General features: G+C 72.0%; 22 protein-coding genes and 1 tRNA gene. 21 read left to right on the forward strand and 2 right to left on the reverse strand.

Translation table 11 applies throughout. The features are described from left to right. Positions 1-198: 198 nt before the first annotated feature. From eno to EV382_RS29845, 4 genes are all read left to right on the forward strand, one after another. Positions 199-1,482, forward strand: coding sequence for a phosphopyruvate hydratase (eno, locus tag EV382_RS29830; protein WP_130407360.1), 1,284 nt, complete (start codon positions 199-201; stop codon positions 1,480-1,482). A 78-nt stretch (positions 1,483-1,560) separates the two neighbouring features. Then, positions 1,561-2,199, forward strand: a complete 639-nt coding sequence (locus tag EV382_RS29835) for an FtsB family cell division protein (protein ID WP_130407362.1) — start codon at positions 1,561-1,563, stop codon at positions 2,197-2,199. Between the two features lie 34 nt (positions 2,200-2,233). Beyond that, a complete protein-coding gene (locus tag EV382_RS29840) occupies positions 2,234-2,791 on the forward strand; it encodes a DUF501 domain-containing protein (protein WP_130407364.1) in 558 nt (185 codons plus the stop codon). After that, a complete protein-coding gene (locus tag EV382_RS29845; protein ID WP_130407366.1) occupies positions 2,788-3,309 on the forward strand; it encodes an amino-acid N-acetyltransferase in 522 nt (173 codons plus the stop codon). The genes EV382_RS29840 and EV382_RS29845 overlap by 4 nt, the downstream gene beginning before the upstream one ends. Here EV382_RS29845 and EV382_RS29850 read toward each other — a convergent pair whose 3' ends face one another. Then, positions 3,310-4,200: a CE1 family esterase gene (locus EV382_RS29850; protein WP_244236850.1), complete on the reverse strand. Its 891-nt coding sequence runs from the start codon at positions 4,198-4,200 to the stop codon at positions 3,310-3,312. 97 nt (positions 4,201-4,297) lie between these two features. Here EV382_RS29850 and EV382_RS29855 point away from each other — a divergent pair, with 97 nt between their 5' ends. From EV382_RS29855 to EV382_RS29915, 13 genes are all read left to right on the forward strand, one after another. Beyond that, a complete protein-coding gene (locus EV382_RS29855) occupies positions 4,298-5,338 on the forward strand; it encodes an ArsR/SmtB family transcription factor (protein ID WP_165435884.1) in 1,041 nt (346 codons plus the stop codon). Positions 5,339-5,359: 21 nt separating this feature from the next. After that, a complete protein-coding gene (locus EV382_RS29860; protein ID WP_130409322.1) occupies positions 5,360-6,304 on the forward strand; it encodes a Ppx/GppA phosphatase family protein in 945 nt (314 codons plus the stop codon). A 197-nt stretch (positions 6,305-6,501) separates the two neighbouring features. Further along, positions 6,502-6,834, forward strand: coding sequence for a PadR family transcriptional regulator (locus EV382_RS29865; protein WP_030328782.1), 333 nt, complete (start codon positions 6,502-6,504; stop codon positions 6,832-6,834). Beyond that, positions 6,831-7,838: an HAAS signaling domain-containing protein gene (locus tag EV382_RS29870; protein WP_130407372.1), complete on the forward strand. Its 1,008-nt coding sequence runs from the start codon at positions 6,831-6,833 to the stop codon at positions 7,836-7,838. The genes EV382_RS29865 and EV382_RS29870 overlap by 4 nt, the downstream gene beginning before the upstream one ends. A 130-nt stretch (positions 7,839-7,968) precedes the next feature. Then, complete coding sequence (locus EV382_RS29875) at positions 7,969-8,484, forward strand: LppU/SCO3897 family protein (protein WP_130407374.1); 516 nt, start codon at positions 7,969-7,971, stop codon at positions 8,482-8,484. 199 nt (positions 8,485-8,683) lie between these two features. Then, the gene (locus EV382_RS29880) at positions 8,684-9,370 is read left to right on the forward strand and encodes a dienelactone hydrolase family protein (RefSeq protein WP_130407376.1); all 687 of its coding nucleotides are present in this window, start codon (positions 8,684-8,686) and stop codon (positions 9,368-9,370) included. A 19-nt stretch (positions 9,371-9,389) separates the two neighbouring features. Continuing rightward, the gene (locus EV382_RS29885) at positions 9,390-10,103 is read left to right on the forward strand and encodes a uracil-DNA glycosylase (RefSeq protein ID WP_130407378.1); all 714 of its coding nucleotides are present in this window, start codon (positions 9,390-9,392) and stop codon (positions 10,101-10,103) included. 22 nt (positions 10,104-10,125) lie between these two features. Then, positions 10,126-10,911, forward strand: a complete 786-nt coding sequence (locus tag EV382_RS29890) for a DUF4129 domain-containing protein (protein WP_130407380.1) — start codon at positions 10,126-10,128, stop codon at positions 10,909-10,911. Next, positions 10,908-11,489: a hypothetical protein gene (locus EV382_RS29895; RefSeq protein WP_130407382.1), complete on the forward strand. Its 582-nt coding sequence runs from the start codon at positions 10,908-10,910 to the stop codon at positions 11,487-11,489. Before EV382_RS29890 ends, EV382_RS29895 begins: the two co-directional genes overlap by 4 nt. Beyond that, positions 11,489-12,496, forward strand: a complete 1,008-nt coding sequence (locus EV382_RS29900; RefSeq protein ID WP_130407384.1) for an AAA family ATPase — start codon at positions 11,489-11,491, stop codon at positions 12,494-12,496. The genes EV382_RS29895 and EV382_RS29900 overlap by 1 nt, the downstream gene beginning before the upstream one ends. Next, positions 12,496-13,938 carry a DUF58 domain-containing protein gene (locus tag EV382_RS29905; RefSeq protein ID WP_130407386.1) on the forward strand — a complete coding sequence of 481 codons (1,443 nt, stop codon included), beginning with the start codon at positions 12,496-12,498 and terminating at the stop codon, positions 13,936-13,938. The genes EV382_RS29900 and EV382_RS29905 overlap by 1 nt, the downstream gene beginning before the upstream one ends. After that, a complete protein-coding gene (locus tag EV382_RS29910) occupies positions 13,938-14,498 on the forward strand; it encodes a hypothetical protein (protein ID WP_425272012.1) in 561 nt (186 codons plus the stop codon). Before EV382_RS29905 ends, EV382_RS29910 begins: the two co-directional genes overlap by 1 nt. Positions 14,499-14,600: 102 nt before the next feature. Then, complete coding sequence (locus EV382_RS29915; protein ID WP_130407390.1) at positions 14,601-15,932, forward strand: NAD(P)/FAD-dependent oxidoreductase; 1,332 nt, start codon at positions 14,601-14,603, stop codon at positions 15,930-15,932. Between the two features lie 106 nt (positions 15,933-16,038). On the opposite strand, the gene EV382_RS29920 is transcribed toward EV382_RS29915, so the two are convergent. Next, positions 16,039-17,898, reverse strand: coding sequence for a hypothetical protein (locus tag EV382_RS29920; protein ID WP_208758517.1), 1,860 nt, complete (start codon positions 17,896-17,898; stop codon positions 16,039-16,041). Between the two features lie 101 nt (positions 17,899-17,999). On the opposite strand from EV382_RS29920, the gene EV382_RS29925 reads away from it, so the two are divergent. The 4 genes from EV382_RS29925 to EV382_RS29940 all read left to right on the forward strand — a co-directional run bounded on the left by EV382_RS29925 (position 18,000) and on the right by EV382_RS29940 (position 20,265). After that, positions 18,000-18,080: transfer RNA gene (locus tag EV382_RS29925), tRNA-Leu, on the forward strand. 106 nt (positions 18,081-18,186) lie between these two features. After that, positions 18,187-19,002 (forward strand): Bax inhibitor-1/YccA family protein, encoded by an 816-nt coding sequence (locus tag EV382_RS29930; RefSeq protein ID WP_130407392.1) that lies wholly within the window; start codon positions 18,187-18,189, stop codon positions 19,000-19,002. Between the two features lie 137 nt (positions 19,003-19,139). Then, the gene (locus EV382_RS29935) at positions 19,140-19,898 is read left to right on the forward strand and encodes a Bax inhibitor-1/YccA family protein (protein ID WP_130407394.1); all 759 of its coding nucleotides are present in this window, start codon (positions 19,140-19,142) and stop codon (positions 19,896-19,898) included. Between the two features lie 46 nt (positions 19,899-19,944). Next, positions 19,945-20,265 (forward strand): hypothetical protein, encoded by a 321-nt coding sequence (locus EV382_RS29940; RefSeq protein ID WP_130407396.1) that lies wholly within the window; start codon positions 19,945-19,947, stop codon positions 20,263-20,265. Positions 20,266-20,276: the final 11 nt, after the last annotated feature.

Consider the following 20,276-nt stretch of genomic DNA (forward strand, 5'->3'; position numbering starts at 1 on the left):
GGATTTGGTCCGTGCAGCGCAAACCCGTTGCCGGTTGACGCCCGGAAATCCGGGAATGTCCGTCAGCGCGGGGTGACCCGGGTGCGCGGGCGACGCCGTGCCCGTTCGCGCCGCCCGATACGCTGCGTTCAACACCTGCCTCAGCCGCACCGTCGCGGCCCACCCACGGACCGGATCACAACAACGAGGAGCGACTTAGTGGCAACCATCGAGGGAATCGTCGCCCGGGAGATTCTCGACTCGCGGGGTAACCCGACGGTCGAGGTCGAGGTCGGTCTGGACGACGGCACGGTCGCCCGCGCCGCCGTGCCGTCCGGCGCCTCCACCGGCGCCTTCGAGGCGATCGAGCTGCGCGACGGTGACGCCGACCGCTACCAGGGCAAGGGCGTGGAGAAGGCGGTCTCCAACGTCGAAGACAAGATCGTCGACCAGATCATCGGGTACGAGGCCAGCGAGCAGCGGCTGATCGACCAGAAGATGCTCGACATCGACGGCACCGACAGCAAGTCGGAGCTGGGCGCGAACGCCATCCTCGGGGTCTCCCTGGCGGTGGCGAAGGCCGCTGCCGGCAGCGCCGAGCTGAGCCTCTTCCGCTACCTGGGCGGCCCGAACGCGCACCTCCTGCCCGTGCCGATGATGAACATCCTCAACGGTGGCGCGCACGCCGACTCGAACGTCGACATCCAGGAGTTCATGATCGCGCCGATCGGCGCGCCAACGTTCCGTGAGGCGCTGCGCTCGGGCGCGGAGGTCTACCACGCGCTGAAGTCGGTGCTGAAGAAGAAGGGCCTGTCCACCGGGCTCGGCGACGAGGGTGGCTTCGCGCCGAACCTCCCGACGAACGCGGCGGCCCTGGACCTGATCGCCGAGGCGGTCGAGAAGGCCGGTTACCAGCTCGGCACCGACATCGTGTTCGCGCTCGACGTGGCGGCCACGGAGTTCTTCGACAACGGCACCTACACGTTCGAGGGTGCCGCGAAGTCCGCCGAGGAGATGAGCACCTACTACACGAAGCTGGCCGACGAGTACCCGATCGTGTCGATCGAAGACCCGCTGGCGGAGGACGACTGGAGCGGCTGGCAGACCCTGACCGCCTCGATCGGCGACCGGGTGCAGATCGTCGGTGACGACCTGTTCGTGACCAACCCGCAGCGGATCGCCCGCGGCATCGCGGAGAAGGCGGCGAACGCGGTCCTCGTCAAGGTCAACCAGATCGGCTCGCTGACCGAGACCCTGGACGCGGTGGACCTGGCCCACCGGGCCGGCTTCAAGTGCATGATGAGCCACCGCTCCGGCGAGACCGAGGACACCACCATCGCCGACCTGGCGGTGGCCACCGGCTGCGGCCAGATCAAGACCGGCGCGCCGGCCCGCTCGGACCGCGTCGCCAAGTACAACCAGCTGCTCCGGATCGAGGAGGAGCTGGCCGACGCGGCGCGCTACGCCGGCGCCGGCGCGTTCCCGCGCTACCGTTCGGCCTGAGACGCTGTCGGGAAGCCCCGCTGCGGGGCTTCCCGACACACTCTGTAACGCTCGAAGCCTCGGGGGAGGGGTGTGACGATGCCGCAGCGCCGCACACCGGGTGGTCAGCGTCCCGCCCGTCGGCCGGGTCAGTCCGGTCGGCCGGGCGGCGCGCGCGTCACCCGGGGATCGGTCCGGGAGGCCGGCGTACGCGCCGAGCCGCGCGCCGCCGGTCGCGCTCCGGGTGCTGCCCGGGGCGCCGAAGGGGTGCGCTCCGCGAATCGCCCGGCCGCCGCTCGTCGGACCGCCGCCGGTGGTGCCGTCAAACGGCTCGCCGCCCCCCACCCCCGTCGCTTCACCGGTCGGGCCACCGTGCTGTTCGCGGTCCTGATCGCGCTCGCGCTGGCCTACACCTACCCGGTCCGGGTCTACCTGGACCAGCAGGCCAACATCGAGCGGATGGAGGCCGCCCAGGCGGCGCAGGAGCGGGAGATCGCCAACCTCGCCGAGCGGGCCGCGAAGTGGCAGGACCGCGCGTTCATCGAGACGCAGGCTCGGGAACGGTTCTTCATGGGCCGGCCGGGCGAGAAGATGATGGTGGTGCTGCACGACCCGGAGGGCGCTGCCCGGGACGCCGGGAAGCCGGCCGGATCCGCCGAGCCGACCGGCCCGGTGACCTGGTATGACACGCTCTGGTCGAGCGTGCGGGCGGCGGACAGCCAGCAGCCGGGCAAGTGAGCCACCGACCAGCACACCAGGAGAGATGGGCACCGTGACTGTCGTACCACCGTCGGAGCCGGCGGCGGATTCCGTTCCCCTGCCGCAGCGTGAGCCGGCCACCGAGGCCGACCTGGCCGCGGTGGCCGCGCAGCTCGGCCGGACGCCCCGCGGCACCCGGGCGGTCGCCCACCGTTGCCCGTGCGGCCTTCCGGACGTGGTGGAGACGACCCCCCGCCTCGCCGACGGCACCCCGTTCCCGACCCTCTACTACCTGACCTGCCCCCGGGCCACCGCGGCGTGCAGCCGACTGGAGTCGGCGGGGCTGATGAAGGAGATGGCGGACCGGCTGACCAACGACCCGGAGCTGGCGGCCCACTACCGTGCCGCGCACGAGGACTACCTCGCCCGCCGGGACGCGATCGGCGAGGTGCCGGAGATCGCCGGCATCTCGGCCGGCGGGATGCCGGGCCGGGTCAAGTGCCTGCACGTGCACCTGGGTCACGCGCTGGGCGCCGGTCCCGGGGTGAACCCGTTCGGCGACGAGACGTTGGAACTGGTCGAGCCCTGGTGGTCGGCGGGGCCGTGCGTGGACGTGCCGTCAGCCGAATGAGCGGCCAGGCCGAAGACCAGATCACGGTACGGCGGGCCCGCACCGGGGACGTGCGGGGCATCCGGCGGCTCGTCGACACCTACACCGACGACCGGCGGCTGTTGAGCAAGGCCACCGTCACCCTCTTCGAGGACGTGCAGGAGTTCCGGGTCGCGGTCCGGGCCGAGGACGACGTCGTGGTGGGGTGTGGCGCGCTGCACGTCATGTGGGAGGACCTGGCCGAGATCCGCACGGTGGCGGTGGACCCGTCCTGCCGGGGGCGGCGGATCGGTCACCGGCTGGTCGGCGAGCTGATCGAGGCGGCCCGGGAGTTGGGCGTGGCACGGATCTTCGTGCTCACCTTCGAGACCCGGTTCTTCGGCTCGTTCGGTTTCCGCGAGATCGACGGCGCTCCGGTGCCGCAGCCGGTCTACGAGCAGTTGCTGCGCTCGTACGACGAGGGTGTCGCGGAGTTCCTGGACCTGGAGCGGGTCAAGCCGAACACGTTGGGCAACACCCGGATGCTGCTGCGCCTGTGATCAGCCCTTGCGGGGGTGGGCGGCGAAGAAGTCCCACATCAGGTCCGTGGCGGACAGCCCGGCGGTGGACGCGGCGAGTTCACCGGTTGTCGCGCCCGGCCAACTGTGCCCCATGGTGGCGATCGTGTAGACGCTGACCTCGCTGCCGTCGGCGCAGCCCGCCACCGTGTGCGTCACTCCCGGCACCGTGGACGCCTTCGGGATCGGCCGGCAGCCGAGTCGCTGCTGCCAGGTGCGCATCCCGGTCTGGAAGGTCGAGGCGTACCGGTCCTGGTCACCGATGAAGGTGATCACGGAGACCGGGCTCTTCGGCACGTAACTGTCCGCCTTGGTCAACTCCCCGATGTAACCACCGCTGACCACCCCGATCGCCGCGAACCTGCCCGTGCTCTCCACCGCCGCCCGGAAGCTCAGGTCGCCGCCGTTCGAGATGCCGGTGAGGAACACCCGGCGCGGGTCCGCGTTCCAGGTTCGCACCAGATGATCGGTGAGGGCGTCGAGGAAGCCGACGTCGTCAGCGCTGCCGCAGCAGATCAGCGCGTTGAACCCGCCGCCCTGTCCGTCGGGGTAGGCGACCAGCACGTTGTCCTTGTCGGCCTTGGCGTCCAGGCCCGCCAACTCCCGCATCGAGGATCCGGTGCCGGGATAGAAGTGCAGCGCGATGATCAGCGCGGAGGGTCTGCCCGGGTCGTACCCCGGGGGCGCGTGCAGCAGGTAGGTGCGGTCGAGCCCGTTGTGTTTCAGGGTGAGCTGGTGGTCGCCGGCCGCCGGTCGTTCGCTCGGCGTGGCCGGCGCGGCGGACGGGGTCGACGAGGGCTGCCCCCGCTCACCACAAGCCGCGGCGGCGACGATGAGGCAGAGCCCCGTCAACACTGCCACCGTTCGCCGCACGCCGGCCACCCCCCGTCGACCCCGCCGTCCACACTGGATTCCAGCCGAGCGCGGGGCAACCCTTTCGGTCCTGGCCGAAGGCGGGCAGGCTGTCGTCATGCTTCGCCTCCGCCTCGGGTCGGCCGACCTGTGCCGGGTGCGCTTCGCCGATCGGCTCCATCCGGTCGGGATCGCGCTGCTGGCCGGTCAGTGGCTGCGTGATCCCACGGTCGCGGCGATGGCACCCACCCTGGCCGAGCGGGCATCGGCGGCGGTCGAGGGCACGGCTGCCGCCCAGGCTGCCACCGCTATCCTGCGGCACCTGCTGCCCGACCGGGGGCGCCTGCCGGATTTCGTCACCCCCCTCTCCGGGCTGGAGTCGGTGGAGGCCGGGCTGGAGGCGATCCGGGCCACTCCGGCCCGGCGGGTCCGCGACGAGGTCACCATGGCGTACGCGGACACGACCGTCAGCCCACTGCGGCGACGCTTCGCGGCGGCCGACCCGGAGGCGCTGGACCTGTTCGGCGGGGCCGTGCGGACCTGGTTCGACGCGGTGCTCGCACCGCACTGGGCCGAGTTGGCGTCCGCGTACCGTCAGCAGGTGTCGGCTGCCAGCCAGCGGTTGGCACAGCACGGCCTGGCCAGCCTCTTCGCAGGCCTGCACCCGGGGATCCGGTGGCGCGAGCCGGTGCTGGAGGTGAGCACGTGGTGGGACGCCAACCTCCCCGGCACCGGGCACGGGCTCATCCTGCTGCCCTCCCCGTTGGCCGGGCCGCGCCCCCGTGTGCTGGTCGAGCCGGGTCACCCGATCCTGCTCGTCTACCCGGTGGTGATGCCCGCGCGCGCGGCCAGAGACGACGACTCCCTCGGTCGGCTGCTCGGCGTCACCCGGGCGCTGGTGCTGCGCCGGCTGGACGCCGAGGGCGGGTTGACCACCACAGTGCTGTCCCGGGCCGTGGGGATCAGTCTCTCCTCGGCCTCCGAGCACGCCCGCGCGCTGCGGACCGCCGGTCTGGTGGTCAGCGAGCGGGAGGGCGGGGCCGTCCGACATCACCTGACCGCGCTCGGGGCGGGGTTGTTGCGCGGCCCGTCGGGTGATCCGTGCGCGTCGTGGCCCACGCCTGGCCAAGCCGCCGGATGGCCGCCAGGCCTGCCGTAAGGTTGCTGCGTGACAACGCGTGTGGCGGCCATCGACTGCGGAACCAACTCGATCCGACTGCTGGTCGCCGACCTGCCCGACGCCTCGGCCGGGCCGCAGGCGCCGCTGGTCGACCTGACCCGGCGGATGGAGATCGTCCGGTTGGGGCAGGGCGTGGACCGCACCGGCCGACTGGTGCCGGAGGCGATCGAACGGACCCGGGTGGCGTTGGCGTCGTACGCCGCCGACATCGAGAAGCTGGGTGCCCAGCGGGTGCGGATGTGTGCCACGTCGGCCTCCCGTGATGCCGCCAATGCCGCCGACTTCACCGAGATGGTGCAGGCCACCCTCGGTGTCGCGCCCGAGGTGGTCAGCGGTGACGAGGAGGCCCGGCTGTCGTTCACCGGCGCGGTGCGCGGGTTGCCCGCCGACGCGAAGGAGCCGGTCCTGGTCGTCGACATCGGTGGCGGTTCCACCGAGTTCGTCGTCGGCGATCGGGTCGCCGGGGTGCGCTCGGCGATCTCGGTGGACATCGGCTGTGTTCGGATGACCGAGCGGCACCTGCCCGGTGACCCGCCGACACCTGAGCAGGTCGCGGATGCGCAGGCCGACATCGCGGCGGTGGTGGACCGGGCGCTCGCCGTGGTGCCCGGTCGTGAGGCGGCCACCCTGGTCGGCCTCGCCGGGTCGGTCACCACCGTGGTCGCGCTGGCGCAGGGCCTGCGGGAGTACGACCCGGAGCGCATCCACCACGCCCGGGTGTCCTACGAGGAGGTCGCCGGGGTGACCGCTGAGCTGCTGGGCCAGACCCGCGAGCAGCGGTTGGCGACCCCGGTGATGCACCCGGGCCGGGCCGACGTGATCGGCGCGGGAGCGCTGGTGCTCCGCGTGATCATGGAGCGGGCCGGGATGCCGTCGGTGGTCGCCTCGGAGCACGACATTCTTGACGGCATCGCCTGGAGCCTCCAGCCAGCCACCGCGCGCTAGCGGGCCAGCAGGCCAGCGGGCCAGCAGGCCAGCGGGCTAGATCAACTCGCGCTTCAGGAAGTCGCGGTGTCCGGGCGTCTCGGATGCCCCGACTTCCTGAAAGCCGAGTCGATCTCGCCGCCCGCCCGCCCGCCCGGCTCGGCGCGTTGTGGCGGGTCCGTTGACGCTATTTCGCATTGCACAGTAGTGTGCAATGCGTGGACACCACACAGTTGCTGAAGGGCGTGCTCGACATGGCCGTCCTGGCCGTGCTGCGAGAGGAGGACGGCTACGGTTACGACATCCTGCGCCGGCTGCGCGAAGCCGGCCTGGAGGAGGTCGGCGACGCCTCGGTCTACGGGACGCTGCGCCGCCTCTTCGCCGCCGGCCTGCTCACCACGTATGTCGTGCCGAGCGAATCCGGGCCGCACCGCAAGTACTACTCACTCAACGCCGCGGGGCGTGACCAGTTGACCCGCTCCGGCAAGCTCTGGCGCTCGTTCGCCACCACCATGGACAGTCTGCTCGACGATCGGGGGATGGCGGCATGACCGTCACGGAGCAGGAGATCACCGACTACGTGGCGCGGGTCCGGGCCGCTCTGGCCGACCTGCCCGCCGGGCAGCGCGACGAGCTGACCGAGGACCTGGCCGACCACCTTGCCGAGGTCGCCGCCGAGTCCGAGGGCACCCTGGTCGAGCGGTTGGGCGAGCCCGAGACGTACGCCGCCGAACTGCGCGCCGCGGCCGGCGCCGCTCCGGGCAGCGGGCGCAACCTCGACCAGCGGGTGGCGAGCGCGATGGTCGGTGTCCGCAGCCGGCTGCGCGCCGTGGACACGCGGCTCGGCCCACCCCTGGGGTACGCGACGGCCAGCGACTTCCTCCGGTTGCTGCGCCCCGGCTGGTGGGTGCTCCGGGGCTACCTGGCGGCGATGCTGGTCACGGTGGTCACCACCGGCGGCAGCTTCGGTCTGCTGCCGAGGTTCGGTGGCGAACTGCTCGCCGGCATGATCATGCTGGTCGGCCTCGTGCTCGCCTCCATCTGGATCGGCCGCCGCTCCGGGCGGTTGACCCGCTGGCCGCGCTCGGCGGTGCAGGTCGCCAGCGCGGTGCTGGTGGTCTTCGCGTTCTCCGCGCTGATCCAGGCTGAGGACCGGATGCGGTACGGCGACTACGGCTACGACCAGACCTCGGTCGACAGCCCGTACGACCGGATCCGGGACGTCTTCGTCTACGACAGCGAGGGCCGCCTGGTGGAGAACGCCCGGCTCTTCGACCAGAACGGCAACCCGATCCGGCTCGGCTATCCGGACTGCCTGGAAGGCGCCTATGTGAACCAGACGCTGCGGGCGTACCCGTACTGCCCGGAGCAGGCGCCCTTCGTGCCCCGCGCACCGGGCGCGCCCCTCCCGCCAGCCCCAGCGACCAGCACGCCGGATCCGACCAGCACACCTGATCCGACCAGCACGCCGACGCCGAGCGCGAGCACCGGCGGGTCCTCGGCGGATCCGACCGCGACGCCGAGCGGCACGCCAACCCCGACCCCGACGCGCTGAACCACGGTGTGAACTGGATCATGCTCGCGAAGCTGGGAAATAGCTGAACGGACGAGGCGGGCGGGACGGCACCGGAAATCAATGATCGTTACGGTGTCGTCTGCTCATCAACCCCTCGGAAGGAACCCCCGTGTCAGAGCAGGTCGCATCGTCCCCCGCGCCCGACGCCGCAACCCCTGAGTCGGCCGTCGAGACGCCGCAGGCGGCCGGACCACAGCCGACCGTCGAATCGTCGTCGGCGGAGCCGAAGGCGGAGAAGTCCGGCGGGAGGAAGGCTCTCGGCGTCGTCGGTGCGATCCTCGCCGTCGTCGTCATCGCCGGCCTGAAGTTCGGCGTCGCCTCGGCGATCGGCAACTACTTCAACAAGGACGAGACCGCCGACGCCAAGGCCGGCGACTGCATCGCCGAACTGCCCGAGGTCAGCGGGGCCGAGCAGGAGGAGGTCGACGGCGCCAAGGTCGTCGAGTGCACCTCCACCGAGGCGGCGTTCAACGTGGTCGGTCGGGTGGACGGCCAGAGCGAGGCCCAGGCCAAGGCCGACACCACCTGCACCCAGTTCTTCAAGGAGGACGAGGAGGGGTACATCTTCTCCAGCATCGAGCCGGGCAAGACCGGCTATGTGCTCTGCCTGACCAAGAAGGTCTGACCGGAGCGGTAGATCGGAATCGACGGCGGCGGGGGCAGACCCCGCCGCCGTCGGCGTACCCGGAGTTGGCAGGGGGCGAACGGGAGGTGAATGCCACTGTTCCGGCGTCTTCCCGACGGCCTCGCGGCGTGGCAGGCTACCGGCACGTAGGACCACTGGGCGACCAGCCAACGATGACTGACCGCTAGGAGGACGGCCCATGGGCGAGATGGTGAGCTACCGCAGCAACGGGGGCACGAGCGAGGGGTATCTCGCGATACCCGCCAGCGGCACGGCCAGCCCCGCCGTCATCGTCATTCAGGAATGGTGGGGTCTGGTCCCGCACATCCGGTCGGTGGCGGACCGGTTCGCCGAGGCCGGTTTCGTGGCCCTCGCCCCGGACTTCTACCACGGTGAGACGACCAGCGAGCCGGACGAGGCGCAGCGGCTCCTGCTGGCCATGCGGATGGACGAGGCGGCGAAGGACATCGCCGGCGCTGCCGACTATCTCGCCGGGCGACCCGAGGTCACCGGTAAGGTCGGTGCCGTGGGTTTCTGCGCCGGTGGCAGCCTGGCGCTCTGGTCGGCCACCATCTCCGAGCGGATCGTCGCCACCGCCGGCTTCTATCCCGTGCTGCCCTGGGAGTCGATGCGCCCCGACTGGGCCGACTACGCCGGCAAGGCGGCGGTCATCCACTGCTCCGAAGAGGACGGCACCTCGGCCGCCGACGGCGTACAGACCGCCCGTGCGGCCATCGAGGAGGCCGGCGGCGACTGCCACCTCTACGACTACCCGGGCACCTCGCACGCCTTCTTCAACGACGACCGGCCGGAGGCGTTCGACCAGCGCGCCGCCGCCAGCGCCTGGGCCCGCACCCTGGAACTCTTCCGGGCCAAGCTTGGCTGAGACGCGTACCCCCGAACAGGTGGTCGCCCGCGCAGCGCGGGCGGCCGACCTGGCCGACCTCGACGCGGCGGTGAGTGACTGTTTCGCCTGCCCGCGCCTGGTCCGCTGGCGGGAGGAGGTGGCCCGCACCCGCCGGGCCGCCTTCCGCGACCAGGAGTACTGGGGTCGGCCGGTGCCCGGCCTCGGCACCGGTGACGCACGGATCGCCATCCTCGGGCTGGCGCCCGCCGCGCACGGTGGCAACCGCACCGGTCGGATCTTCACCGGCGACCGGTCGGGTGACGTGCTGTTCGCCGCGCTGCACCGGGCCGGGCTGGCCAACCAGCCGACCAGCGTCGCCGCCGACGACGGGCTCACCCTGCGGGACCTGCGGATCTTCTCGGCCGTCCGGTGCGCGCCCCCGGACAACAAGCCGACCCCGGCGGAACGGGACACCTGCGCACCCTGGCTGCACCGCGAGGTCGCACTGATCCGGCCCACGCTGCGGGTCGTGGTCGCGCTGGGCGCGTTCGCCTGGGCCGCGTGGTGGCCGGTGCTCCGCGCCGTGTACGAGCAGCGCCCGCCCAGCCCGCGACCGGCGTTCGGCCATGGGGCACACTGGTCCGGCACGGACGCCCCGGACTTGCTGGGCTGCTACCACGTCAGTCAGCAGAACACCTTCACCGGGCGCTTGACACCAGGGATGTTGGACGACGTCTTCGGCCAGGCTAAACAGCTGGCCGGAGTGGACTGAGACGACGCGTGGGGTGGTGGCGATGACAGACGGAACACGCCCGCCCACGCCAGTACCACCCACCGAAGCGGGTGTGCTGCGTCCGGTGCTCGGCCTGCTGCGCCGGTGGTGGCCGGTCGGCGCGGTCGCCGTCCTGCTCGCCGGTGCCGCGCTGGCGTCGGCTCACTCGTCGATCGGGGCCAGTCGGATCCCGCCAGCGGCGGAAAACGTTCCCTGGGTTCCCGAGTACCCGACCGTCGAGCCGTCACCGTCCATCCCGATCGAACCACGCGACGCCGGCGAGGCCACCCAGGCGCACATCCCGCAGTGGATTTCCACGGTGGCGATGGCCCTGCTCGGGTTGGCCATCCTCGCCGCGCTCGCCTACCTCAGTTGGATCCTGATCCGGGGCGCGCTGCGCCGTACCACCCGGGCGTTGCCGGCGCAGCGGGCCCGGCGCACCGCCGAGGGCACCGCGCGTGAGGTGGTCGCCGCCCTCGACGCCGGCCTGGTGGAGCTCGACGACCGGGACACCGATCCCCGGGTGGCGGTGATCGCCTGCTGGGTGCGGCTGGAGGAGACCGCCGCCGCGGCCGGTGTGCCACGGCTCGCCGGGGACACCCCCACCGACCTGGTCAGCCGGTTGTTGCAGGGTGACCCGGCAGCGGGCGTGCCGGCGATCGCCAGCACCGACGTGCTGGCCGAGTTCGCGCACGTCTACCGGGAGGCCCGGTACGCCACCCACCCGGTCGGCGAACGCACCCGGGACCAGGCCCGTGCCGCGCTCGGCCGGCTGCGCGGAGAACTCACTGCGGCGGTGACCTCATGAGCAGCACCAGCATCGACGACCTGCTCGCGTTCGAGGAGGAAGCCGCGCCGACCGGTCCGGAAGCGCGCGACTCCCGGTGGCGTCCGGTGCTGCGTTCGCTCGCGTGGGCTGCCGCGCTGGTCGCGGTCCTGCTCGTCGGCTTGCGCGCGGTGGGCCTCCAGGTCTCGCTACCCGTGCTGATCGCCGGGGTGCTCGCCGTGCTGGCGGTGCGCCGGGTCACCGCCCTGCTCGCACCTCCGCCCCCGCCGCCCGCCGGTCGGGTCGGTGCGGGCGAGGAGGACGGCAGCTACAACTGGGGTGCCCGGGATGCGCTGCGTAGCGCGATCAACAGGTGGGAATGGCCCCTGGACTGGTCCTCGACCCGACCCGAACGGTTCACCGGCACGGTCCTGCCCCGGCTCGGTGAACTGGCCGACGAGCGGATGCGGCTGAAACACGGCGTGACCCGTGAGTCGGATCCCGCCCGCGCTCGTGCCCTGCTGGGTGACCGCCTGTGGACGTTCCTGGAGACCCCGCCTCGCCGCACCCCGTCGCCGCGCGACCTCGCGGTGATCGTCGCCGAACTGGAGAGCATCTGATGAACGACGTGGACCGGAGCATTGCCCCCGCCGAGGTCGGGCACCTGGCCCGGGCGGTCCTGGACGCGGTCGGCACCGTCGTGGTCGGCAAACGGGACGCGTTGGAGCTGGTCCTCGCCGGCATCCTCGCGGGCGGGCACGTGCTCCTGGAGGACCTGCCGGGGCTCGGTAAGACGCTCACCGCCCGCTCGTTCGCCCAGGCCCTCGGGTTGGACTTCCGTCGGTTGCAGTTCACCCCCGACCTGCTCCCCGCCGACGTCACCGGCTCGTTCCTGTACGACCAGCGCAACGGCGACTTCAGCTTCCGGGCCGGCCCGGTCTTCACCAACCTGCTCCTCGCCGACGAGATCAACCGGACTCCGCCGAAGACCCAGTCGGCGCTGCTGGAGGCGATGCAGGAGAAGCAGGTGTCGGTCGAGGGGGTGACCTACAAGCTGGACGAGCCGTTCCACGTGCTGGCCACCGCCAACCCCATCGAGTACGAGGGCACCTACCCGCTGCCCGAGGCGCAGCTGGACCGGTTCCTGCTGCGGGTCTCGTTCGGTTACCCGCAGCACGAAGAGGAGTGGGAGGTGCTGCGTCGCCGGATGGGCCGTCGCCGGGAGGAGGCGGACATCAAGGCGGTGGTCGACGCGGCGACGTTGCGGGCCATGCAGGCCGCCCTGGAGGACGTGGTGGTGGAGGACTCCATCGGCCGTTACATCGTGGCGCTCACCGCGGCCACCAGAGAGCACCCGTCGGTGCTGGTCGGCGCCTCACCTCGCGGTTCGCTGGCGTTGTTGCTGCTGGCCCGGGTCCGCGCGGTGTTCGGCGGACGGGACTACGTGGTGCCGGAGGACGTCAAGTCGGTGGCCGCGCCCGCCCTGGCCCACCGCATCACGCTGCGGCCGGAGATGTGGTTGCGCCGGGTCGACCCGGCCTTCGTGGTGGGCGAGGTGCTGGAGGCCACTCCCGCCCCGGCCAGTGGCGCGCTGCCCAGCTACGCCGCCGGCGGGCCCCGGCACTGATGACCGGACCGACCGTGCCGAGGGCCACCGAAGCGGAACCGTCCGCCGGCTGGGCGCCCACTCCGGCGCTCGGCCGCGCGGTGCTGCTCGCCGGCCTGCTGCTGGTGGCCGGTGTGTTGCTGGGCCGGGTGGACCTGATCGTGCTCGCCGCCCCGTTCGCGCTGGGCACCGCGTACGCGCTGCGTCGACGGCCCACGGCGCTGCCACAGGTGTGGATCAGCCAGGGTGACGGCGGGCCGCTGGTCGAGGGCGGCGACGTGCTGGCGGCGGTGAGCGTCGGCAACCCGGACACGGTCGACTACGACCTGGTGGTGATGCGTTCCCGCGTGTCGCCGTGGCTGCGGATCGACCGGGCCGGCTTCGCCCTCGACGACACCGTTGGCGGCGGGGAACCGGGTGCCGCCCGGTCGACCGGTGCGGCGGTTGCGGGCAACGGCGGACGCCGTTCTGTCGCGGACCGGCCGTTCGTGACCTCGGTGCCGATCGGCGCCGCGGTGGACCTGGGGCTGGCCGGCAAGGCCCTGCGCTGGGGTCGACACCCGATCGGCCCGGCCGGCGCGCGGGTCGCCACGGCCGGTGGCCTGCTGGTGTCCCGGGCGGTGATCACCGAGCCGGTCCGGGTGCGGGTGTACCCGCGTACCGAGCCGTTCGAGGCGGTCGAGGCGATGCCCCGCGCCGCCGGCCTGGTCGGGGCGCACCACTCCCGCCGGCCCGGAGAGGGCGGCGAGCTGGCCGGCGTACGCGTCTTCGCGCCCGGGGACCGGCTACGCCGGATCGACTGGCGGGTCTCGTTGCGGGCCCGGCAACTGCACGTGGCCGCCACCCTCTCCGACCGGGACGCGGAGGTGGTGGTGCTGCTCGACGTGCTCGCCGAGGCGGGCCGTTCCGGTGGGGTGGACGGCGCGGCCTCGGTGCTGGACACCACCGTCCGGGCCACCGCCGCGATCGCCGAGCACTACCTGCACCGTGGCGACCGGGTCTCCCTGCTGGAGTACGGGCCGACCGCCCGCCGGCTGCGGCCGGCCGCCGGGCGACGGCAGTACCTGACGGTTCTGGAGTGGCTGCTCGACGTCCGGGTCCACGCGTCCGCGCACGAACCGTACGACCAGGTCTTCGGCCCGCAGTTGCTCTCCTCGGACGCGTTGGTGGTGGTGCTCACCCCGCTGCTGGACGAACGGTCGGCGCAGATGCTCGCCCGGTTGGCCCGGGGCGGACGGTTCGTGGTGGCGGTCGACACGTTGCCGACCGACCTGACGCCGCCGAAGGACCATGGTTGGGCCGAGGTGGCGTACCGGCTGTGGCGGCTGGATCGGGAGATCATGATCGGGCAGCTCCGGGAGCACGGCGTACCGGTGGTGCGCTGGGCCGGCGCCGGCAGCCTGGACCTGGTGCTGCGGGATGTGGCCCGGTTGGCGACGGCCCCAAGGGTGGGAAACAGATGATTGACGCCGTTGCCGGGCGGGTTCGGGCGGCGCAGAATGCCGTCGCCCGCATCAGCATGGCCCCGCTGCTGGTTCGGGCCGGGATCTTCGTTCTGGTGTCTGCCGGGTTCGCCCTGGCCTTTCCCGCCGAGGTGCTTTCCGGCCGACCGGTCCTCTTCCTGGCGGTGGCCGCCCTGTTGCCCGCGTTCGGGCCGCGTCGGCTCTGGGCGACCTTCACGGCGTTGGTCACGGTGGGCGGCTGGTTGCTCGCCACCGACGGGTACGGCCGTCCGGTCGCCCTCTGGCGGTTGCTCGCCGTGGCGGCCCTTCTCTACCTGGCGCACACCCTCTGCGCGTTGGCCGCGCTGTTGCCGTACGACGCGGTGGTGGACCCCGAGTTGATCACCCGTTGGTTGCTGCGGTCGGCCGCTGTGCTGTTGGGTGCCGCCGTGCTCGGCGTGCTGTTGTTGCAGGCGGCGGAGACACGCGGTGGGGCCGGTTACCAGTGGGTCACTGTGCTGGGGCTGCTGGTGGCCGTGGGGACGGCGGCGTTGCTGGGCTGGCTGCTGCGGCGTCGGTGACGGCTGCGACGTGAGGGTTACGCAGGTCACACGGGTTGTGCTCCGTCACAGATGGGGGGCGCGAGCGGGATTACCTGAGCCGGCCGGGGAAAGATAGTAGGCGTGAATCCGAAGCGGATCCTTGTGGTTGGTGCCGGGCACGTCGGTCTGTACGCCGCCCTGCGCCTGTCGAAGAAGCTCAGCTCCCGTGAGGCTGAGGTCATGGTGGTGGATCCCCAACCACACATGACCTATCAGCCGTTCCTGCCCGAGGCGGCGGCGGGCAACATCTCCCCGCGGCACTCCGTGGTGCCGCTGCGGCGGGAGTTGCGCCGGTGCAAGATGGTGGCCGGTACGGTCACGCGGATCGAGCACGACCGCAAGGTGGCCACCGTGCAGCCGATCAGCGGCCCGGCCCGGGAGATCACCTATGACCACGTGATCGTGGCCCCGGGTTCGGTCTCCCGCACCCTGCCGATCCCCGGCCTGCACGAGCAGGGCATCGGGTTCAAGACCATCGGCGAGGCGATCTACCTGCGCAACCACGTGCTGGACCGACTCGACGTGGCGGCTGCCACGCCGGACCCGGACGTCCGCCGGTCGGCGCTGACCTTCACCTTCGTCGGCGGTGGGTACGCCGGCATCGAGGCGCTCGCCGAGATGGAGGACATGGCTCGCGACGCCCTGCGCTACTACCCGGAGCTCAAGCAGGACGAGGTCCGCTGGGTGCTGGTCGAGGCCACGCAGCGGGTGCTGCCCGAGGTTGATCGGGACATGGGTGCCTACACCGTGCGGCAGCTGATGAAGCGGAACATGGACATCCGGCTGGACACCCGGCTCGAGTCCTGCGTCGACGGGGTGGTCAAGCTCTCCGACGGTGACAGCTTCCGCTCGGACACGATCGTCTGGACGGCCGGCGTGAAGCCGTCGCCGATGCTGGACGCGACTGACTTCCCGCGCGACGACCGCCGCCGGATCACCTGCCTGCCCACGCTTCAGGTGGTCGACGGTGACCAGGTGGTCGAGGGTGCCTGGAGCGCCGGTGACTGCGCCGCCGTTCCGGACCTGACCAAGGAGCCGGGCAACTTCTGCTCGCCGAGCGCCCAGCACGCGGTGCGCCAGGCCGCCCGGATGGCCGACAACATCGTGGCCGTGATCCGGGGCCGCGAGCCGGTGGACTACAAGCACAAGCACGCCGGCAGCGTCGCGAGCCTCGGTCTGCACAAGGGCGTGGCCCAGGTGTACGGGATCAAGATGACCGGCTGGCCGGCCTGGGTGATGCACCGGACGTACCACATGAGCCGGATCCCGTCGTTCAACCGCAAGGTCCGCGTGGTGGTGGACTGGTCGCTGGCGTTCTTCCTCAAGCGTGAGGTGGTCGCCCTGGGTCAGCTGCACGACCCGCGCGAGGAGTTCGTCGAGGCCTCTCAGCCGGTCGGCGCGCCCCGCGTCTGAGCACTGACGGCACGAAAGGGCCCCGTCCTACCGCTTCGGTAGGGCCGGGGCCCTCGTCGTATCCGATGCTGGGGCGGCGCACCCCTCCCGCCGGGTCGGGGTGTGGTCAGACCCCCCAGGTCCAGGCGTCGGCGATCCGGGTGGACGGGCCGTAGAGCTGGTCCAGAGTGGCCCGCAGACTCCCGGCGTGGGGGGCGTCATCGGTCAGCGCCACACAGGAGGCACCCCAGAAGTCGGCGTCGCGGGCGGCCTGGCGGCGCTGCTCGTCGCCGATGGCCGGCTGGTCGCCGCGCCGGGCGACATCCGCCAGGAGCGCGGAGGTGGGCTGCTTGAAGGTACCCATCGCCGCGGTGCCACCCCTTCCGTACGGGCCGATGAAGAAGCCTTCCGGCAGCCCGAAACCGGCGTCGGCGGCGGTCGCCCAGCGCATCGGCCCGGGCTCCTTCGGGGTGGGCAGTGGCACCGGGACCAGGACCCCGCCCGGGGGTACGCACTTCCGCCAGTGGCCGCCGGTGATGAACTCCGGCACGGCCGGTCGTCCGGCGGTCGGCAGCGGGCTCGGGAAGACCGGCAGCAGCGCCACGCCGACGGCCAGTGGCACCAGCCGTCGGGCCCGACCGGAGCTGCGCAGCGCCCGGTCGAGGGCGAGCACCAGCAGCGTCGCGACGATCGGCAGCAACGCCAGCGCGAACCGCATCGGCAGCGCGCCGTCCACCACCGGCAGCCCTCCGATCAGGGCGTACGGGCCGGGGATCGCCGTCCTGGTGCCGCCGAGGACCACCTCCGGGCCGAGCGAGAGCGCCCCCATCACCAGACCGGCCACGACGCAGGCGAAGACCAGTCGGCGTCGCCCGGCCCAGATCGCGCAGACCGCGGTGACCAGCAGCAGTGGCCAGCCGAGGAAGGTGTTGTACTCGGCGGGGCCGGTGGTCAGCCGGGCGGATTCGTCGCGGCCGGCCACCGACAGTGGGGAGAGCGTCCACCAACTGCTCAGGTCGGCGGAGAAGTACGCCGGGGTGAACATCCCGTCGGCGACGCCCTGCGGCCCGGCGAACTGGAACCACAGCGGATAGCCGAGCACCAGCAGGGCCAGCCCGGCGGCGATGGCCAACCCGCCGGCGAACCCGGGCAGCGCCCGGCGGGCCAGGTCCCGGTCCGCCACGGCGTAGCTGACCGCCATGACCAGCAGCGTGATCGCGGCGAGGAAGAGCACCTCCTCGCCGATGAAGACCTGCGCGGTGACCGCGGCGGCCAGTCCCGCCGCCGAGCTGAACAGTCGCCGACGGTCCGGCCCGCTGGTGCGGGTACGACCGGCCTCGTCGGGTGTCGCTGGCCCCGGGTCGGACGCCCGCAGCAGCCGGACCACCAGCCAGACGATCACCGGCACCAGCCACTGGGCGGTCATGTGCAGGTGGCTGTTGGTCTGCGACACCATGCCGGGGCCGAATCCGCACAGCCCGCCGCCGATGGCGGCGGCCAACCGGCGGGCCCGCAGCGTCCGGTGGAAGAGCAGGTACCAGGCGACGGCGGTGCCGGCGAGGTTGGCGGCGGCGAGCAGCGCGAAGGTGACCGGTGCGCCGAGCAGCAGGGTGACCGGCGAGAAGAGGACGCCGAGCGCGATCACCGTGGTGTTGGCCATCAGGTTGACGCCGTCGGGAGCGTTGAGCCGGTCGGTGAGCAGGTCGAAGTCGCCGAGCAGCGCGCGGGCGTCCACCGCCAGGAACCACTCGTAGAGGGTCTGGTCCTCCGGGTTGAGCGCCAGCGTGCGGGCCCCCGGGTCGGGCCACAGCCCGTGGGTGAGCCAGCCGGCCAGCACCGCGAAGATCAAAGCAGCCAGCAGATCTGCCCGGTGGCGGCGCACAGCGGTCAGCAGCCGGGTGGCCCAGGGGCGGCGGTTGACCTGATCGGCGAGGCGGAATGCCTGCTCAGGGGCGGCGTCGGAGGCCGTTGGGGCTGCGCTGCTCACGGCATCGACCCTAATGTGGCCAGGCCGGCGGGGTACGCCGGGTCGCCGCAGACCGGCTACGGTGACACTGCACCAGGCGTGTCGACGCGCCGGTGCCACTCGCCCGGGTGGTGGAACGGCAGACACGGCCGCCTTAAAAGCGGCTGCCGAAAGGCGTGCGGGTTCGACCCCCGCCCCGGGCACCGGTCGAGTCAGACATTCTCATTCGTGATCTCCGAGACTTGGCTGTTCCGTCTACTCTTGGAGGGCACGTTCACGTGCAAACGACCCCCTGAGGGAGGCCAGACAGTGAAGACCTCGAACCCGGTGCTCGCCCGGCTCGGCCAGGCGGCCGAGCGGGAGCGCTCCGCCGGGTACGCCCCGGCCGGGCCGTACGGACAGCCCGGCATTCCCCAGCAGTACCCGTCCCAGGCCGGTTACCCGGCCGCGCCGCCGACCGTGGCGCCCATGACCGTCGACGACGTGGTCGTCAAGACGGTGGCTCTGCTCGGCATCCTCGGCATCACCGCCGCGGCTGCCTGGGTGCTCGTGCCCGACGCGCTGGTCGGTACCGCCTGGATCGGCGCGGCGGTGGTCGGCCTGGTCCTCGGCTTGATCATCTCGTTCTCCCGGATGGCCAACCCGGCGCTCGTGATCGCGTACGCGGTCGTCGAGGGTGTCTTCGTCGGCATGGTCAGCAAGGCGTTCGAGACGGCGTACGACGGCATCGTGCTCCAGGCCGCCGCAGCCAGCTTCGGCATCTTCTTCCTGATGGCGATGCTCTACAAGGCGAAGGTCATCCGGGCCACCCCGGCCTTCGTCAAGGGCATGATCGCGGTGATGACCGGCCTCTTCGCGGTCATGATGATCAACCTGGTGCTGGCGCTGTTCGGCGTGAACACCGGCCTGCGTGACGGCAGCCCACTGGCCATCGGCTTCAGCCTGGTCTGCATCGTGGTCGCCTCGCTGAGCTTCGTGCTCAGCTTCAAGGAGATCGAGGACGGCGTCCGGATGGGCCTGCCGCAGCGCTACTCCTGGGTGGCCGCGTTCGGCATCCTGGTGAGCCTGGTCTGGCTCTACATCGAGATCCTGCGCCTGCTGAGCTACTTCCAGGGCGACGACTGACCCTCGTCCGCACTGCCGACCGACGCCCGTCCCCACCCAGGTGGGGGCGGGCGTCGTCGTCCGCGCCGTTTGGCCGCCGCCGCTGCTCCGCCCGGGGCAGAGTGACTGCGAGGGGTACGCGGGCGAAGGAGGCGGCGGTGCGCAGCAACAACCCGGTGCTCAACCGGCTGGACGAGAGCAGCCGGGTGGAGTCCCGGGTGCTCGGCGCCCGGGACGTCGAACCGATGACAGTCGACGACGTGGTGGTCCGTACCGTCGGGTTGCTGCTCGTGACCGGCGCGACCGCGGCGGTGTCCTGGGCGGTGATCCCCGACGCCGTGTGGCTGGGTGGCGCGCTGGCCGGCAGCGCGCTCGCGTCGATCGCGCTGATCCTGGTCATCTCGCTGCGGGGGATCACCAATCCGGTGCCGATCGTCGGCTACGCCATCCTTCAGGGCCTGCTGCTGGGGGTGGCGAGCCGCACCTTCGAGCAGGTCTATCCGGGCATCGTGGTGCAGGCGGTGGCCGGCACCTTCGGCGTCTTCCTCGGCATGGCGGCGCTCTACCGGGCCCGGGTGATCCGGGCGACGCCCCGGCTGGCCCGCCTGGTGATCGGCACCCTGCTCGGCATCGCCGTGCTCAGTGTGGTCAACCTGGTGTCGTACCTGATCACCGGGCGACCGGGCCTGGCGGTCTACAGCGTCAGCGGGGAGGTCGGCTGGCTGCCGTACGCCTTCTCGGTGGTGGCCATCATCGCGGGCGCGTTCAGCTTCATCCTCGACTTCGACCTCGTTGAGCGTTCGGTGCGCGACGGTCGTGCCCGTCGGTACGCGTGGCTGAGCGCGTTCGGCCTGCTCACCGGGTTGGTGTTCCTCTACTGGCAGCTGTTGCGGCTGCTCAGCTATCTGCGCCGCTGACCGGCCCGGCCCGGCGCGGTCGGTGCCGGCCGTAGACTCGGCGGCGATGAGCGCAGCGGAGTTGGACAAGGCCGTGCAGTTGCTGGTCCGTCAGATCGCGCACTGGCAGCAGCCCCGGTGGGCGGCGGCCGCGACCACGGGCAACGTGTCCCGCGCCGACCTGGTGCACCGGCTGGTGCAGGAGATCGCCAACCTGGCCGCCGACACCGAGGGGGAGCCCCGCCGGGTCGTGCCCCGGCTCGACAACGACCTGGCCCTGCCCGACCAACTGCGGGTGGTGACGGCGGACCTGCTGGCCGCCGACCCGGGGGCCGAGGCGCTGACCCGGGCCGCCGCCGAGGTGGCGGCGACCCGCAGCGCGCTCTGAGGGCGGCCCGG

It is taken from the genome of Micromonospora violae, assembly GCF_004217135.1.
Lineage (GTDB): Bacteria > Actinomycetota > Actinomycetes > Mycobacteriales > Micromonosporaceae > Micromonospora > Micromonospora violae.

Excerpts from the sequence above, each read along its gene's own strand:
- EV382_RS29835 (WP_130407362.1), top strand. The coding sequence starts at position 1,561 with ATGCCGCAGCGCCGCACACCGGGTGGTCAGCGTCCCGCCCGTCGGCCG.
- EV382_RS29845 (WP_130407366.1), top strand. The coding sequence starts at position 2,788 with ATGAGCGGCCAGGCCGAAGACCAGATCACGGTACGGCGGGCCCGCACC.
- EV382_RS29855 (WP_165435884.1), top strand. The coding sequence starts at position 4,298 with ATGCTTCGCCTCCGCCTCGGGTCGGCCGACCTGTGCCGGGTGCGCTTC.
- EV382_RS29870 (WP_130407372.1), top strand. The coding sequence starts at position 6,831 with ATGACCGTCACGGAGCAGGAGATCACCGACTACGTGGCGCGGGTCCGG.
- EV382_RS29880 (WP_130407376.1), top strand. The coding sequence starts at position 8,684 with ATGGGCGAGATGGTGAGCTACCGCAGCAACGGGGGCACGAGCGAGGGG.
- EV382_RS29890 (WP_130407380.1), top strand. The coding sequence starts at position 10,126 with ATGACAGACGGAACACGCCCGCCCACGCCAGTACCACCCACCGAAGCG.
- EV382_RS29895 (WP_130407382.1), top strand. The coding sequence starts at position 10,908 with ATGAGCAGCACCAGCATCGACGACCTGCTCGCGTTCGAGGAGGAAGCC.
- EV382_RS29900 (WP_130407384.1), top strand. The coding sequence starts at position 11,489 with ATGAACGACGTGGACCGGAGCATTGCCCCCGCCGAGGTCGGGCACCTG.
- EV382_RS29905 (WP_130407386.1), top strand. The coding sequence starts at position 12,496 with ATGACCGGACCGACCGTGCCGAGGGCCACCGAAGCGGAACCGTCCGCC.
- EV382_RS29940 (WP_130407396.1), top strand. The coding sequence starts at position 19,945 with ATGAGCGCAGCGGAGTTGGACAAGGCCGTGCAGTTGCTGGTCCGTCAG.